This window comes from Cellulomonas sp. P22, assembly GCF_044392165.1.
In genome coordinates this window covers 67,250-82,095 of sequence record NZ_JBISBW010000014.1, presented here as the reverse complement: position 1 = coordinate 82,095, position 14,846 = coordinate 67,250, and the positions used below count along the sequence as shown (strand labels likewise).

At 72.3% G+C, this 14,846-nt stretch carries 15 protein-coding genes; 11 read left to right on the top strand and 4 right to left on the bottom strand.

The features are described from left to right. The first annotated feature begins 44 nt into the window (after positions 1-44). The 5 genes from ACGIF2_RS14890 (at position 45) to ACGIF2_RS14870 (ending at position 3,918) form a co-directional block, all read left to right on the top strand. Positions 45-533, top strand: coding sequence for a hypothetical protein (locus ACGIF2_RS14890; RefSeq protein WP_396047589.1), 489 nt, complete (start codon positions 45-47; stop codon positions 531-533). Between the two features lie 154 nt (positions 534-687). Continuing rightward, positions 688-1,638 (top strand): ABC transporter ATP-binding protein, encoded by a 951-nt coding sequence (locus ACGIF2_RS14885; protein ID WP_396047591.1) that lies wholly within the window; start codon positions 688-690, stop codon positions 1,636-1,638. Continuing rightward, the gene (locus tag ACGIF2_RS14880; RefSeq protein ID WP_396047593.1) at positions 1,635-2,408 is read left to right on the top strand and encodes an ABC transporter permease; all 774 of its coding nucleotides are present in this window, start codon (positions 1,635-1,637) and stop codon (positions 2,406-2,408) included. The genes ACGIF2_RS14885 and ACGIF2_RS14880 overlap by 4 nt, the downstream gene beginning before the upstream one ends. Further along, the gene (locus ACGIF2_RS14875; RefSeq protein ID WP_396047595.1) at positions 2,405-3,223 is read left to right on the top strand and encodes an ABC transporter permease; all 819 of its coding nucleotides are present in this window, start codon (positions 2,405-2,407) and stop codon (positions 3,221-3,223) included. Before ACGIF2_RS14880 ends, ACGIF2_RS14875 begins: the two co-directional genes overlap by 4 nt. A 131-nt stretch (positions 3,224-3,354) precedes the next feature. Continuing rightward, positions 3,355-3,918, top strand: coding sequence for a hypothetical protein (locus ACGIF2_RS14870; protein WP_396047597.1), 564 nt, complete (start codon positions 3,355-3,357; stop codon positions 3,916-3,918). Positions 3,919-3,951: 33 nt separating this feature from the next. Here the strand turns inward: ACGIF2_RS14870 and ACGIF2_RS14865 are convergent, their stop codons facing one another. The 3 genes from ACGIF2_RS14865 to ACGIF2_RS14855 are packed head-to-tail and all read right to left on the bottom strand — an operon-like array spanning position 3,952 to position 7,198. Beyond that, positions 3,952-5,799 carry a carbohydrate-binding domain-containing protein gene (locus tag ACGIF2_RS14865; RefSeq protein WP_396047599.1) on the bottom strand — a complete coding sequence of 616 codons (1,848 nt, stop codon included), beginning with the start codon at positions 5,797-5,799 and terminating at the stop codon, positions 3,952-3,954. 23 nt (positions 5,800-5,822) lie between these two features. Further along, a complete protein-coding gene (locus ACGIF2_RS14860; protein WP_396047602.1) occupies positions 5,823-6,599 on the bottom strand; it encodes a polyphosphate polymerase domain-containing protein in 777 nt (258 codons plus the stop codon). Continuing rightward, positions 6,596-7,198: a DUF4956 domain-containing protein gene (locus ACGIF2_RS14855; RefSeq protein WP_396047604.1), complete on the bottom strand. Its 603-nt coding sequence runs from the start codon at positions 7,196-7,198 to the stop codon at positions 6,596-6,598. Before ACGIF2_RS14855 ends, ACGIF2_RS14860 begins: the two co-directional genes overlap by 4 nt. 251 nt (positions 7,199-7,449) lie before the next feature. Here ACGIF2_RS14855 and ACGIF2_RS14850 point away from each other — a divergent pair, with 251 nt between their 5' ends. After that, a complete protein-coding gene (locus tag ACGIF2_RS14850) occupies positions 7,450-8,340 on the top strand; it encodes a hypothetical protein (protein WP_396047606.1) in 891 nt (296 codons plus the stop codon). A 57-nt stretch (positions 8,341-8,397) separates the two neighbouring features. Here ACGIF2_RS14850 and ACGIF2_RS14845 read toward each other — a convergent pair whose 3' ends face one another. Further along, a complete protein-coding gene (locus tag ACGIF2_RS14845) occupies positions 8,398-9,231 on the bottom strand; it encodes an alpha/beta fold hydrolase (protein WP_396047608.1) in 834 nt (277 codons plus the stop codon). Positions 9,232-9,388: 157 nt separating this feature from the next. Between ACGIF2_RS14845 and ACGIF2_RS14840 the strand changes: the two genes are divergently transcribed. From ACGIF2_RS14840 to kdpC, 5 genes are all read left to right on the top strand, one after another. Next, positions 9,389-9,913: a MarR family winged helix-turn-helix transcriptional regulator gene (locus ACGIF2_RS14840; RefSeq protein ID WP_396047610.1), complete on the top strand. Its 525-nt coding sequence runs from the start codon at positions 9,389-9,391 to the stop codon at positions 9,911-9,913. Positions 9,914-10,156: 243 nt separating this feature from the next. Continuing rightward, positions 10,157-10,249: a K(+)-transporting ATPase subunit F gene (gene kdpF / locus ACGIF2_RS14835; RefSeq protein ID WP_396047613.1), complete on the top strand. Its 93-nt coding sequence runs from the start codon at positions 10,157-10,159 to the stop codon at positions 10,247-10,249. After that, complete coding sequence (gene kdpA / locus ACGIF2_RS14830) at positions 10,246-11,910, top strand: potassium-transporting ATPase subunit KdpA (protein ID WP_396047615.1); 1,665 nt, start codon at positions 10,246-10,248, stop codon at positions 11,908-11,910. The genes kdpF and kdpA overlap by 4 nt, the downstream gene beginning before the upstream one ends. Positions 11,911-11,972: 62 nt before the next feature. After that, on the top strand, positions 11,973-14,078 hold the full coding sequence (kdpB, locus tag ACGIF2_RS14825; protein ID WP_396047751.1) for a potassium-transporting ATPase subunit KdpB: 2,106 nt from the start codon (positions 11,973-11,975) through the stop codon (positions 14,076-14,078). 1 nt (position 14,079) lies between these two features. Further along, entirely contained in the window at positions 14,080-14,751 is a 672-nt protein-coding gene (kdpC, locus tag ACGIF2_RS14820; protein ID WP_396047617.1) for a potassium-transporting ATPase subunit KdpC, read from the top strand. Positions 14,752-14,846 lie beyond the last annotated feature (95 nt).

Sequence of the window (14,846 nt, the reverse complement as noted above, 5' to 3'; positions counted from 1 at the left end):
ACGAGAAAACAGGTCAACGGGACGCCGTGGGGGTCGCTCGCGCCATGACCGACCTGCCGGCCGCCATGGTCGAGATGATCGTTCAGTTCTTCGGTCGCGGGCCTCAGCCCTCGTACGGCAAGGCGTTCGAGATCATCGAGAGAGACCCCTACCGGCGCGTGCGAGAGCGATTCAACGCGGACTGGGGTGCCTACGACTTCACGGACCACAACAGCGACGTGGCCAGCGTCGTCAACCTCCCGGGACACCCTCGGCGCCTAGCGGTACGGCTGTCGATCGTCGGGTCCTACGCCTACGTGAACGACTACGGCGGGCGAGCGGTCGACGACCCGGAGATCGCCGGGACACTCGCGGCGGAAGGGTTCCTGGTCCTCCCGCGAGAGCTGCTCATGCGTCCCGTCCCCCTCTGGGAGCCCGAGTTCCCGGTCACGGTGTGGGAGCTCCTGTTCCAGTTCGACGAGGAGCCACCGTGGGAGGCGCTGGCCCGGTTCGCCGACGACGAGACCGGCACGACAGGCACGGGTCCCGCCTGATCGGCAGCGGAGATCGGCCCGGTCTGGCACGGTCCGTCGTGGCCAAACGGCCAGCCGCAGCGCCCTGTTCCCGCTAGTTTGTCGGCAGGAAAGCCAGCGCTCGTCGGCCGGTGCGCGGACGTGCGTCCAGACTGCACCGGGGAGCGACCGAAACATGCTGGCTGTCGACGTTCGCGGGATCGCACGGACATTTGAGGGGCGGCGTGACCGCTCGACGGTCCGGGCGCTGGGCGGCGTCGACCTGTCCGTCGAGCAGGGGTCCGTCCACGGGCTCCTCGGACCCAACGGCGCCGGGAAGACCACCCTCGTCAAGATCCTGTCGACGGTCCTGCTGCCCACCAGCGGCACCGCCCGCGTGCTGGGCATGGACGTCGTCGAGGACGTGCGCGAGGTGCGGCGGCACGTGGGCGTCGTCCTCGGCGGTGAGCGCGGCCTGTACACCCGCGTCACCGCACGACGGAACATGCACTTCTGGGGCGCCCTCTACGGGCTCGGCAACCGGACCACCCGCGAACGGACCGAACGGCTGCTGGACATGGTGGGCTTGACCGCGCGCGCGGACCAGCCGGTCGAGACGTTCTCACGGGGCATGAAGCAGCGGCTGCACCTCGCGCGGGGACTGATCCACGAGCCGAAGGTGCTCTTCCTTGACGAGCCGACGACGGGCATGGACCCGGTCGCCGCACACGAGTTCCGTGATCTGGTGCGCGCCCTGCAGGGCGAGGGCAGGTCCGTCCTGATCACCACGCACGACATGGCCGAGGCCGAGGCCCTCTGCTCGCGGGTCACGCTGATCGACAAGGGCGAGGTGATCCTCGACGGCGACCGGCAGGACGTCGCGCGTGCGCTCGGGACGACAGAGTGCGTGGAGTTCACCTGCGCGGACCCGGCGGTCGTGGCAGCGCTGCGGGAGCAGCCGTTCGTCGCCTCGGTGGAGCCGGCCCCCGACGCGGCCGACGGATGGCAGGCGTTCCCGCACGAGGACGCCACGGCGAGCACCATGCGGTGGCTCATCGACCGCGACGTGCTCTCCGCGCGCCAGGCGACACCGTCCCTCGAGTCGGTCTACCTGCGTGTCGTCGGCCCGCGTGGGATGGTCCTGTGAGCGCCCTGCGCCAGGTCGGGGCTGGTCTGCGGCTCCAGCTCGCGATCAGCCGGCGCAGCCCGGCCCAGTTCCTGGTCCTGGTCACCGCCCCGCTGTTCACGGTCATCTTCCTGTCCCTCGCCGTGCACTACGACAACCCGGATCAGGTGACCAACGCCGTGATCGGCCCCGGGCTGATCGGCCTCTGGGCCATCTCGCTCGACGTCGCGTCCTCGATCCTCGCCGAAGACCGCTGGTACGGCCGCCTCGAGCTGCTCGTGGGCGCCCCGGGGTCGCTCGAGCTGGTCGTCGCGGGCCGCATCGTCGCGGTCGCGCTCGCGGGGAGCCTGGCCTTCCTGGAGTCCTGGCTCGTCGCCACGTGGGGCTTCGGGCTCCGGATCCACATCGCGCAGCCCGGCGTCGCGGTGGCCGCGCTGGTCGCCACGACGGTCGCGACCGCGTGCACCGCGACGATGCTCGCGGCGCTGTTCATGGTCTCGCGCACGGTGCACGTGTTCCAGAACTCGATGAGCTACCCGGTCTACATCCTGGGCGGGGTCGTCGTCCCGGTCTCTGCGCTCCCCGGATGGCTCGGACCGGTGAGCGACGTGATCTTCCTGTCCTGGAGCGCTGACCTGCTGCGCGACGCCGTGGACGGCGTCGCTGGCGACGTGGGGTGGCGGCTGCTCGCCATCCTCGGGCTCGGCGGCGCGGCTCTCGGTGCGGCGACCCTCCTCATGCGCGCGGTCCAGGACCGCCTGCGCCGCACGGCGACGGCGGCCTTCGGATGAGCGCGCCGCCCATCGCGTCCCGAGGCGCGGCCCGCGAGCTGGTGCGCGAGACCATCGCCTTCGCGTGGGCGGACATGCGTGCCATCCACACGTGGAAGACCTACACGTTCGGCTGGCTGACCCGTCTGCTGCTCCAGGTGGTCTTCTTCGCCCTGGCCGCCGGCTTCGCTGGCCGGGAGTCGGCCCTCCAGTACTCGCTGGTCGGCAACGCCGTGGCCCTGGGCACGCTCGAAGGCATGATCATCGTGACGATGATGGTGCAGGAACGCATGTCGGGGACGCTGCCCCTCCTCGCGATCGCACCGACCAGTCACGTGCCGGTGTACCTCGGACGTGGCGTGCAGTGGCTGGCCAGCGGCATGGTCTCGTCGACGCTCGCCTTCGTCCTGCTCCCGCCCCTGGCAGGCGTCCCGCTCCCGTGGCCGCGTGCCGCGGCGGCGCTCCCGATCATCGCCGTCGTCTGCGTGGCCAGCTACTCCTTCGGGTGCGTCCTGGCGAGCGTCGCCCTGCGGCACGTCGGCATGACCTGGGTCATCCTCAACCTGGGGTACCTGCCGATCATGGCGTTCTGCGGCGTGAACGTGCCCTCGACCTTCTGGCCGCCCGTCGTCCGAGCGATCTCCGAGGTGCTCCCTCTGACGCACGGCCTGCGTGGCGTGCGGGGTGTCGTGGCGGGCGCACCCGTCGGCACCGTGCTCGTCGACGTCGCCCTGGAGGTGCTCGTGGGCGCGCTCTGGATGGCCGTCGCCGTCCTGTCCATCCGGCGCGTGGTCACCCGGGGCGTCGCCGACGGGACGCTCGACCTCGGCGCATGACCCTCGAACCTAGAGGTCGGCCGACGCCCAGGCCAGGCCCGCCGAGCGCTGCCCCGGAGCAGCGTCGTGCGGATCCAGCGCAGGCGCCCACGCCTGCCGCAGCTCGACGACGTGAGGCAGGCGTGAGTCCCATGGTGGCGAGGCGCGCCCGCGTCATCAAGACCGCCCTCCTCGTCCCGTTCGCGCTCGTGTGTGCAGGTGCTCCAGTTGCCGCCGAAGGGGATGTCGTCGTCGCCTCCACGGCTCAGATCGCCGCAGTAGATGACGCGCTGCGCTCGTACCTCCTGGTGAGCGACGAGGTGTGGACGGGTCCACCCGATGCGTCGCAAGAGGGTGCGGGATCGGGGGCCGGGTGGACCGAGTGGCACTCCCTCAACAGCCGGGTCCGGGACGCGATGGCCGACGTGGGAGCCCCTGTCGTGTCGGCGACGTCCACGGCCGACGTCATCGTCGTGACCCCACGCGGGGACCGGGCCCTGACCGTCCGTGCTGAGATCAGCACGGTCTTCGCCTACGGCACCGCCGGGTCCGACGGCTCACCCAGCGGCGTCTGGACCGACGAGCACGAGCTGGTCGTGGACGTCTCCGGGGCGACGCCGGTCGTGCTGACCGACCGTGTGGTCGATCCGCCCGCCGACGACACCCCGGGGACGCCCTCCGGCGACGCGCCCGTCCCGTCCTCCGCCGACAGGTGAGGGCGGCGTCGCCCGCCCCAGGACGGCGGTGGCTCAGCGACCGGGACGTCCGCCGCCGCCCATCGGGCCGCCACCGCCCATGCCCGGCGTGACCTCGCCGGCGGTCCCGGTGGCCGCGACGGTGGCGCCGCTCGGGTCGCCCGACGCCGCGAGCGGGCCCGTGCCCGGCTCGGTGACCGAGCCGCCGACGGCCGCCCGGTAGGTGTCGCCCGCGACGACGTCGGCCGAGGAGTAGACGACCGAGGAGAACGCCTTGGTCGACTCGAACGTCGCGATCGCGTCGCCGTCGGCGTCCAGCACGTGCACGACAGTCCCGGCGGGCTGCGTCTGGTTGAACGTGAGCCCGACGAAGGACTGCGAGGACGACGCGGAGGGCGTCTGCGCCATGCCCGAGGCCCCGACGGCGACGAGCTCGCCGCCCGAGATGTCGAACGTCCCGTCGTAGTCGAGGGACGCGTTGCCGTTGTTGGTGGGGCCGCTGACCACCACCGTGCCGCCGCTCATCGTGAGCGAGCCGTTCACGTCGAGGCCGTCGCCGTCCGCGTCGACCACGATCGTGCCGCCCGTGATGGTCAGGGTGGCGGTGCCGACCTCGCCGCCACCCTGGCCCGGGTCGCCACCCGGCGCCGGGCCGTCGCCCCCCTGGTCCTCGGCCGCGTCGTCGGTCGACTCGGCGGCGTTGATGCCGTCGTCGCTCGCCACGACGGAGACGTCACCGCCGGCGAGCGTGATCGCAGCGGCCTCGAGCCCTTCGTACGAGCGGGTCACCTCGACCGTGCCGTCGCTGATCTGCAGGGCGTTGTCGGCGTGGATGCCGTCGTCGCCCGCGGCGAGCGTCAGGTCACCGCCGTGCACCGAGACGACCCCGTTCGAGTGCACAGTGTCGTCGGGGGAGTCGACCATCACCTGGCCGCCGCCGATCACCACGCTCACGTCACCCACGAGCCCCTTGGGGGACGCGTCGGCGGCGAGGGTCGCGGTGCTGCCGCCACCCGCGACGACTGTGAGGGTGCCGTCGGCGACGAGCACGTCGGTCGCGGCGGCCACGCCGTCGTCGCCCGAGGTCACGTCGACGTCGCCGTCGGCGAGGTAGACGTAGCCGAGCGCCGCGTCGTCGGCGTTGTCGGACTTCAGGGCGTCGCCGCCCGCGTCGACGTCGATCGTCCCGCCCGTCACGACGAGGTAGTCCTTGCCGCGGATGCCGTCGTCGACGGCCGTGACTGTGATCGTCCCGGAGTCGATGACCAGGCCGTCCTTGCCGGTGATGCCGTCGTTCGCGTTGCCCTCGACGTCGAGCGAACCGGTGCCCGTGATCGTCAGGTCGGCCGTGCTGTACAGGGCCGCGTTGGGCTCGTCGGTCTCGGCGTCCGGGTAGACGTACGTCGCCGCGTCGGACAGGTGGTTCGTGGACCCGTCGGCGAGCACCACCACGGCCTCGTCGGCGTCCATGATCTGCAGGGGCGAGGTGGTCGACGACGAGATGTCCGCGCCGTCGAGCACGACGCGCACCACGCCGTCGGCCGCGCTGTCGACCACGACCTGGCCGTCGCCGAGCGTGCCCGTCACGCGGTAGGTGCCGGGGGCGGTGATCGTCACCGTCGACCCGTCGACCTCCACCCCGTCGCCGTCGAGGCTCGCGCCGGATCCCGTGAGGGTGATCGCGACCTCGTCGGACTCGTCCCACCCGGCCTCGGTCGCGTGGGGCTGGGTGTTGGCGGCGAGGGCCTCCTCGACGGTGATGTCGGCGTCGGCCGCGGCGACGGCGCTGGACGTGCCCTCGCCGGTCGTGGACGTGCCCGAGTCGTCGGCGGACGAGCAGCCCGCGAGGACGGCGGCGAGGACCGCAGCGGGTGCCAGGTAGGTCAGGGTCGAGCGTCGCATCATGTGCTCCAGGGGGTCGGGGATCAGGCGGCGGGGGCGACGTACCGGTCGAGGACCCGGCGCCAGGGCGTCGACGGCAGCTCGGGGTGCAGGGCTGCCATCCCGGTGCCGTACTTCGAGATCCGCACCGGGCGGAACCCGTGGCTCCACAGCAGGCGGTCGGTCGAGGACGGGGTCGAGCCCGTCTTGGTCTCGATCACCGCGAACCCGCTCAGCGGGAGCTCGTCGCCCGTCGCGACGTCGGTCCACACCAGGTCGGTGTCGATCGTGGTGCGGCTGTTCGTGCACGGCAGGTGGATCGTGGTGCGGCGGTAGCGGCTGACGAGCGTGGGGGCGAGGTCGGACTCGCTCGGGTACGCCACCTCGGCGTCGTCGAGCACGTCCTCGGTGAACTGGCGGGAGTCGGCCGTGAGCCGGTCGCGGTCACGCGGCTCGTGCGGGTGCCGGTTCTTGACCGTCGTGCCCCGCGGGCCGCGCGTCTTGACCTCGACCCAGCACTGCGCCGAGTCGACGTACGTGCGGGTGCGGACCTTGAACCGGCGCCGCCGGCGCCGCGCCGCGCCGAGGTAACTCGTGAGCTCCGGGGTGTCGAAGTACACCGACTCGTACGCGAAGTCCCGCTCGCCGCCGATCTCGAGCACGCGGGCACCCGGCTCGAGGCCCGGCAGCAGCCGCTCGAGCGCGTCGAGCGGCACCACGTACTTACGGTCGACCCGGGTCTGCAGCGACGCGAGGGTGTCGAGCTCGGCGAGGCCCACCGGGCGCAGCAGGTCGAGGGTGGCGCTCGCGACGGTGGTCATCGGGCCACCTCGCCCCAGCCGGGGGTGCCGACGAGGGCCGGTGTGGTGGCCTGCCCGGCGGGCAGCTCGAACCGCACGTCGACGGTCGTGGTGTCGTTGACGAGGTCGACGCGCTGCACGCTCACGCCGTGCACGCGGGCGCCCAGCAGCTGCTCGAGGTGCGCGACCAGCGCGGCCTCGTCGGTGAACGCCGCGTCGAGCACCACGAGCTGGTGGCGGTAGCGGCGCAGCACCCGGGGGCTGTCGGCCACGGCGATCACGAGCACGATGAGCGCCGTGAGCGCGACCCCCAGCGGGATCGAGGCGCCCGAGAGCCCTCCGATGAGACCGAGCGCGAGCGCCGAGAAGTAGTACGCGACCTCGTGCTGGCTCAGCTCTGTCGATCGGAGCCGGATGATCGACAGCACGCCGAACAGGCCGAGCCCGAGCCCCGCACCCACCGCGCTCTGGGCCAGCGCCCCGGCGACCGCCAGGACACCCACGTTGACGCCCAGGTAGGCGACCACGAGGTCACGGCGGCGGTGGCGCGGGAAGTACAGCCCGAAGGCGAGGATGCTGATGGCGATCAGGTCGACCGCGTACAGGACGTACTGCGACATGTGGGGCCCTCCGAGGGTCTCTTTCGGCGATGCTCCATTGAGCGACGGGCCTCTGTGGAGCCCCTGTGAGGACGCTTTGGGTAGGGTGCGGATCCGGTGTCACGACCGCCTTCGCCGGACCAACGTCCTCCCGCGACGGAGTCGCTGACCCGCAGGCTTGGCCGCGGGCACCGTCGCCCGCCCGGGACGTCATCGGAGGACCCATCGTGCGCACTGCCGAGATCGACGCTTTTGGCCCGTGGATCAGTGAGGTGACCACGCCTGACGAGGTGCCCGCCCTCTTCCGTGGCCACCCGGTCGACCTCACCAGCGCGCTCCGGGTGCTCAAGGTCCCGCGCGTGATCGACCGTCGCGACGTGGTCCCCGGCATGGACCTGTACGACCACCTCCTCGTGGTCACCCCGGACGACCTGACGGTGCTCAGCAGGACCCCGGGCGGCACGACCCGCCGTGTCGTGGCCCACCGTGACGTGTGCGCGATCGAGCACGGCACCGACCTGCTCGAGGGGTGGCTCACGCTCCACGACGCGACCAGCCCGGTGCCGCTGCGCGTCGCCTACAACGGGTCCTCGCGCGAGACCGTCGAGGATCTCGTCCAGCTCGTGCGCGCGCGGCACCTCGCTGCCCGTCCCGACGCCGTCAGATGGGCCGACGTCCCCGACGGCCTGGCGACCCCCGGGCTGCGTGACCTCGGCGAGGCCGACATCGCGCTGGTCGGCGCCGTGCTGACGTTGCTCGAGTCCGAGTACGGCACCCGTCTGCTGGCGACCCACGGGCGCGTGCCGGTCGCGCCGCTGAGCGCACCGGCCCGCCTGGTGCGACTGGTCCGCCCGATGGTGCTGCACGCCGCGGCCGTGTGCGCCACCGAGCGCGAGCTGCTCGTGGTGCACCGCCGTCACGCCGTGGCTCGCACGAGCCATCCCGAGCACTCGCTCGCGACGACAGTGGTGCCCCTCGGGCAGATCGAGTCGATCGCTGCGGGCGACGACGCCCGGGAGGCCGACGTGCGGGTCGTCACGATCCGGTGCGGGGAGGCGGCGATCGAGATCCGGGTGCCGCGCGGGGCGCCGACCGAGCACGCGCTGCTCGACGCCGCGGGCGGGGTCGGCGCGTCGGGCTCGTCGAGCTGCGGCATCAGCTGACGGCACGCGCAGCGTGGGGCCGGGACCGTGTCCCGACCCCACGCTGTGCGGCTGTCGTCAGGCCTTGAGGAAGCTCAGGAGCGCCTCGTTGACCTCGTCGGCGTGCGTGAGCAGCAGGCCGTGCGGTGCGCCCTCGATCTCGACGTACTCGGCCTGCGGCACCCGGGCGTGGAACGGTCGCGCGGTGGCGTCGATCGGCAGGATCCGGTCGGCGGTGCCGTGCAGGATGAGCGCGGGCACGTCGATGGCGTCGACGTCGGCGCGGAAGTCGGTGAGCCACGTCGGGACCACCGCGTACGCGGCGGAGGGCTCGGAGCCGATGGCCGTGGTCCAGGCGGCGCGCAGCGCGGCCTCGCTGAGCCGGTTGCCGAGCGTCTCGTCGGTGTTGAAGAAGTCGGCGAAGAAGTTCTCGAACCAGGCGTACCGGTCGGCCGTCGCGGCGGCGCTGATGCCGTCGAAGACCTCCTGCGGGACGCCGGTGGGGTTGTCGTCGGCCTGCAGCAGGTACGGCTGGAGCGAGGCCAGGAACGCGGCCTTGGCGATGCGCTCCGAGCCGTAGGTGCCGAGGTAGCGGGCGACCTCGCCCGATCCCATCGAGAAGCCGACGAGGACCGCGTCGTGCAGGTCGAGCGCCTCCAGGAGGGTGTTCAGGTCGGCCGCGAACGTGTCGTAGTCGTAGCCGGTCCGGACCTTGCTCGAGCGGCCGAACCCGCGACGGTCGTACGTGATGACGCGGTGGCCGGCGTCCAGGAGCGCGGTGGTCTGCTTCTCCCACGAGGCGCCGTCGAGCGGGTAGCCGTGGATCAGGACGACCGGCTGCCCGGTCCCGTGGTCCTCGTAGTAGAGCTCGATGGCGGTGGAGTTCTCGGTGCCGACGGTGAGGTGTGCCATGGACGTTCTCCTTCGAGAGGGGCCGGGGCGGATGCACCGACGTTTTCCTTGCGAACAACTACATCGTGCACGATGTAAGTGGGAACGTCAACCCCGGGCGATGACATCGTGCACGATGTCATCGTGGCATCGGCCTGCAAGGCGTAGACTCGGAGGCATGAACGAGACGGTCGACAGCCCTCCCACCCCGGACGCCGACGCCCTCGCGCGGTTCCTCTGCTTCGACCTCTACGCCGCATCCCGGGCCATCACCGGGGTGTACCGGCACCTGCTCGACCCGCTCGGGCTCACCTATCCCCAGTACCTCGTGCTGGTGGTGCTGTGGCAGCGCGAGAGCGCGACGGTCCGCGAGGTCATCGAGGCGCTCCAGCTCGACTACGGCACGGTGTCGCCGCTGCTCAAGCGGCTCGAGGCCCGGGGCCTGGTCGAGCGTCGCCGCCGGCCCGAGGACGAGCGTTCGGTCGACGTGACGCTGACCGACGCGGGCCGCGCGCTCCAGCACGAGGCCGCGGGTTTCGCCCAGGTCGTGACAGCGGCCCTCGGCCTCGACGAGCAGGACTCCGAGCAGTTCCGCCGGATGCTCGGCCGGGTGCGGACGTCGGCCGCGAGCGAGGCGCGTCGGCTGTCCGGGGCGAGCAGCGAGCCGGTGGCCGGTTCGCCGGCATCCACCCGGGACGACTGAGCAGCTTCCCGTCAGGGTTGCGTCAAGGCGGTGGGGGAGACCGCTAAGGAGTCGTCAACGTCGGGCTGCGGGGGCCTCACCCGGGCATAGGACGGTCCTGTGCGCAGGTGCGCACCGGTCCGTCGCGTCACGCGGACCGCCCGACTCCCGAAGGTGCTCCGTCATGGCCGATCTGGCCTTCCTCGCGCTCACGGTGGCGTTCTTCGCCGCCGTCGCGCTTGTCGCACGCACGCTGGACCACCCGTGACCGGGGCCGACTGGGTCGCCCTCGTGGTCACGGCCGCCCTGCTCGTCTACCTGTTCGTCGCCCTGGTCCGCCCGGACACGACCCGATGAGCGCGACGTGGGCCGCCCTCGGCCAGATCGCGCTGCTGGTGGCGCTGCTCGCCGCCGTGCACGTGCCGCTCGGTGCGTACATGGCGCGCGTCTTCACCTCCCCCCGGCACCTGCGGGTCGAGCGGGCCGGGTACCGCCTCGCGCGGGTCGACCCCGACGCCGACCAGCGATGGAGCACGTACCTGCTCTCGCTGCTCGGCTTCTCGCTCGCGTCGGTGCTGCTCCTGTTCGGCCTCGCGCGGCTGCAGAACCACCTGCCGCTGTCGCTCGGGATGTCGCCCATGGACCCCGCCGGGGCCTGGAACACCGCCGTCTCGTTCGTGACGAACACGAACTGGCAGTGGTACTCGGGTGAGCAGGCCGCGGGGCACCTGCTGCAGATGGCGGGCCTCGTGGTGCAGAACTTCGTCTCGGCCGCGGTGGGCATCGCCGTGGTCGTCGCCCTGATCCGCGGGTTCGCTCGCTCGGGCGCCGATGGTCGCGTCGGCAACTTCTGGTCCGACCTGATGCGCTCGACCGTGCGCATCCTGCTGCCGATCGCCGTGATCGGGGCGGTGCTGCTCGTCGTGACGGGCGTGATCCAGAACCTGGCGGGCCCGACCGAGGTCACCACGCTCGCGGGCGGCACGCAGAGCGTGCTCGGGGGGCCGGTGGCCTCGCAGGAGTCCATCAAGCTCCTGGGCACCAACGGCGGCGGGTTCTTCAACGCGAACTCCGCCCACCCGTTCGAGAACCCGACCCCGATCAGCAACCTGTTCCAGATCTTCCTGATCCTGCTGATCCCTTCCGCGCTGCCGCGCACCTTCGGGATCATGGTCGGCGACAAGCGCCAGGGCCACGCGATCCTCGGGGCGATGGCCACGCTGTGGGTCGCCGCCGTGGGGCTGCTGACGTGGGCCGAGATGGCCGCGCCGGGCGCCGTGCCGCAGCTCGTGGGTGCCGCGTCGGAGGGCAAGGAGACCCGCTTCGGTGCCGCGGGCAGCGCGCTGTTCGCCGCGGCCACGACCGGGACGTCCACCGGCGCCGTCAACGCGATGCACGACTCGCTGACCGCGCCGGGCGGCGGCGTCACGATCTTCAACATGATGCTCGGCGAGGTCGCCCCGGGCGGCGTCGGCTCCGGGCTCTACGGGATGCTCGTGCTCGCGATCGTCGCTGTCTTCGTCGCGGGGCTCATGGTCGGGCGCACTCCCGAGTACCTGGGCAAGAAGATCGGCCGCCAGGAGATCACCCTCGTCGCGCTCTACGTGCTCGCCGTCCCTGCGATCGTGCTGCTCGGCACGGCGGTGGCCATCGCGACGACCGCGGGGCAGGCCGGGATGCAGGAGGCGGGTTCGCACGGGCTCTCCGAGGTGCTGTACGCGTTCACGTCGGCCGGGAACAACAACGGCAGCGCGTTCGCGGGCCTGACCGTCTCGACGCCCTTCTACAACACGCTGCTCGGCCTGGCGATGCTCCTCGGTCGCTTCGTGCCGATCGCTCTCGTGCTGGCCCTCGCCGGCCGGTTCGCGGGCCAGCAGACCGTTCCCGCCGGCTCGGGCACGCTCCCGACGCACCGGCCGCTGTTCGTCGGTCTCCTGGTCGCGGTGACGCTCGTCGTCGTCGGCCTGACCTTCATCCCCGTCCTCGCCCTCGGCCCGATCGCCGAGTCCCTCTCATGAAGGACACAGTCATGCACCCGACCCTGGTGGACCCCGTGGGCCCGTCGGTCGACCCTGAACCCATGAAGCCCCTCGGCGCGCCTCGCCCGGCAGGCACCCGGCGCGCGCTGAGCGGTCGCCAGCTGCTCGAGGCGCTGCCCTCGGCGCTGCGCAAGCTCGACCCCCGCGAGCTGTACCACTCGCCGGTGCTGTTCGTCGTCGAGATCGGGGCGGTCGCGTCGACCGTGCTCACTGTGCTCGACCCGACCCTGTTCGCGGTCTCGGTGACGTTGTGGCTGTGGTTCACGGTCGTGTTCGCGACCCTGGCCGAGGCCGTCGCGGAGAGCCGCGGCAAGGCGCAGGCGGCGAGCCTGCGGGCGACCCAGGCGCAGACCACGGCCCGACGGGTGATCTCGCCGCAGGACGCGGTGGGTGGCCGGGTGCTGTCCGACCTGCCCACCGCCCCGGTGGCGTCCTCGACGCTGGCCGTCGGGGACGTGGTCGTGGTCGTCGCGGGGGAGACCATCCCGGGCGACGGCGACGTGGTCGAGGGCATCGCGAGCGTCGACGAGTCGGCGATCACGGGCGAGTCGGCCCCGGTGATCCGCGAGTCGGGCGGTGACCGGTCGGCCGTCACGGGTGGCACCGTGGTGCTCTCCGACCGCATCGTCGTGCGGATCACCGCGCCCGCCGGGCACACGTTCGTGGACCGGATGATCGCGCTCGTCGAGGGCAGCGAGCGTCAGCGCACCCCCAACGAGGTCGCCCTCAACGTGCTGCTCACGTCCCTGACCATCATCTTCGTGCTGGCCGTGGCCACGCTCCAGCCGTTCGCCGTGTACTCGGGGGCCCGGCAGTCGCTCATCGTGCTGGTGGCGCTGCTCGTCTGCCTGATCCCGACCACGATCGGCGCGCTGCTCTCGGCCATCGGCATCGCCGGCATGGACCGGCTCGTGCAGCGCAACGTGCTCGCGATGTCGGGCCGCGCGGTCGAGGCCGCGGGTGACGTGGACGTGCTGCTGCTCGACAAGACGGGCACCATCACGCTCGGCAACCGCCAGGCCTCCGAGCTGGTGCCCGTCGACGGCGTCGACCTGGCCGAGCTGGCCGACGCCGCGCAGCTGTCCTCGATGGCCGACGAGACGCCCGAGGGCCGCAGCGTCCTGGTGCTCGTCAAGGACCAGCTGGGCATGCGGGCACGGGAGGACGGCGAGCTCGTGGGCGCCGAGCTCGTGCCGTTCACGGCCCGCACCCGGATGAGCGGGCTCGACCTGCCGGGTCCGGACGGAGTGCGTCGCATCCGCAAGGGCGCCGCCGGAGCCGTGAGCGGCTGGGTGCGCTCGACCGGCGGCGGCACGGGCGCGCAGACCGCGCAGCTCGTCGACGCGATCAGCTCCTCGGGCGGCACGCCGCTCGTGGTGGCCGAGCAGATCGGTGACGGACCGGCCCGCGTGCTCGGGGTCATCCACCTCAAGGACGTGGTCAAGCACGGCCTGCGCGAGCGGTTCGACGAGCTGCGCGCGATGGGCATCCGCACCGTGATGGTCACGGGCGACAACGCCGTGACGGCCCGCGCGATCGCGCTCGAGGCCGGCGTCGACGACGTGCTCGCCGAGGCCACCCCCGAGGACAAGCTCGCGCTCATCCGCCGCGAGCAGGCCGGTGGCCGCCTGGTGGCGATGGCGGGGGACGGCACGAACGACGCCCCCGCGCTCGCGCAGGCCGATGTCGGGGTCGCGATGAACACCGGCACGAGCGCGGCGAAGGAAGCCGGGAACATGGTCGACCTCGACTCCAACCCGACCAAGCTCATCGAGATCGTGCAGATCGGCAAGCAGCTGCTCATCACCCGGGGCGCGCTGACCACGTTCTCGATCGCCAACGACGTCGCGAAGTACTTCGCGATCCTGCCCGCGATGTTCTTGGTGGTCTTCCCGCAGCTCGAGGTGCTCAACGTGATGCACCTGTCGAGCCCCGAGTCGGCGATCCTCTCGGCCGTCATCTTCAACGCGCTCGTGATCGTCGCGCTCATCCCGCTCGCGCTGCGCGGCGTGCGGTACCGGCCGGCGAGCGCGGCCGTGATGCTGCGCCGCAACCTGCTCGTCTACGGCGTCGGCGGCCTGATCGCCCCGTTCGTCGGCATCAAGCTCATCGACCTGATCGTCTCCCTCATCCCCGGGATCAGCTGACATGACCACGCCCCGCACCGCGACCCCCGTCGCACCGCACCCCCGCCCCCACACCCCCCGCTCGGCCGGGGCCACGCTCGTGGCCCTGACCCGGCAGACCTGGGCCGGGCTGCGCGTCCTGCTCCTGCTCACGCTCGTGCTCGGCTTCGCCTACCCGCTCGCCGTGACGGGGGTCGCCCAGCTCGCGTTCCCCTGGCAGGCCAACGGGTCGCTCGTGGACGCCGAGGGGACCCACGTGAACGAACCCGACCAGGCGATCGGCTCGCTGCTGATCGGCCAGACGTTCGAGGGGGACGAGTGGTTCCACCCGCGCCCGTCGGCCGGCGGGTACGACACCCTCGCCTCGGGCGGCTCGAACCTCGGGCCCACCGACCCGGGCCTGCTCGCCACGGTGAGCGAGCGCCGTGCCGAGGTGGCCGCGCAGGACGGCGTCGACCCCGCGTCGGTGCCGCCGGACGCGCTCACCGCCTCGGGCTCGGGGCTCGACCCCGACATCTCGCCGGCCTACGCCCGCCAGCAGGTCGAGCGCGTCGCGCAGGCCCGCGGGCTGTCCGCCGCGGAGGTCGCCGCGCTCGTGGACCGCACCACGCAGGGCCGTGACCTGGGTGTTCTCGGCGAGCCGCGGGTCGACGTGCTCGAGCTGAACGTCGCGCTGACCACAATGGGGTCGTGAGCACTTTCGCGCCCGGCGCGGCAGGACCGGCAGGCGACCTCGCGTCGTCGGCCGGTCCTGCCGCGCACGCGGGCAACCCCGGCCGTGGTGGACGT

Excerpts from the sequence above, each read along its gene's own strand:
- ACGIF2_RS14890 (WP_396047589.1), top strand. The coding sequence starts at position 45 with ATGACCGACCTGCCGGCCGCCATGGTCGAGATGATCGTTCAGTTCTTC.
- ACGIF2_RS14885 (WP_396047591.1), top strand. The coding sequence starts at position 688 with ATGCTGGCTGTCGACGTTCGCGGGATCGCACGGACATTTGAGGGGCGG.
- ACGIF2_RS14875 (WP_396047595.1), top strand. The coding sequence starts at position 2,405 with ATGAGCGCGCCGCCCATCGCGTCCCGAGGCGCGGCCCGCGAGCTGGTG.
- ACGIF2_RS14870 (WP_396047597.1), top strand. The coding sequence starts at position 3,355 with ATGGTGGCGAGGCGCGCCCGCGTCATCAAGACCGCCCTCCTCGTCCCG.
- ACGIF2_RS14865 (WP_396047599.1), bottom strand. The coding sequence starts at position 5,799 with ATGCGACGCTCGACCCTGACCTACCTGGCACCCGCTGCGGTCCTCGCC.
- ACGIF2_RS14860 (WP_396047602.1), bottom strand. The coding sequence starts at position 6,599 with ATGACCACCGTCGCGAGCGCCACCCTCGACCTGCTGCGCCCGGTGGGC.
- ACGIF2_RS14855 (WP_396047604.1), bottom strand. The coding sequence starts at position 7,198 with ATGTCGCAGTACGTCCTGTACGCGGTCGACCTGATCGCCATCAGCATC.
- ACGIF2_RS14845 (WP_396047608.1), bottom strand. The coding sequence starts at position 9,231 with ATGGCACACCTCACCGTCGGCACCGAGAACTCCACCGCCATCGAGCTC.
- ACGIF2_RS14840 (WP_396047610.1), top strand. The coding sequence starts at position 9,389 with ATGAACGAGACGGTCGACAGCCCTCCCACCCCGGACGCCGACGCCCTC.
- kdpA (WP_396047615.1), top strand. The coding sequence starts at position 10,246 with ATGAGCGCGACGTGGGCCGCCCTCGGCCAGATCGCGCTGCTGGTGGCG.
- kdpB (WP_396047751.1), top strand. The coding sequence starts at position 11,973 with ATGAAGCCCCTCGGCGCGCCTCGCCCGGCAGGCACCCGGCGCGCGCTG.
- kdpC (WP_396047617.1), top strand. The coding sequence starts at position 14,080 with ATGACCACGCCCCGCACCGCGACCCCCGTCGCACCGCACCCCCGCCCC.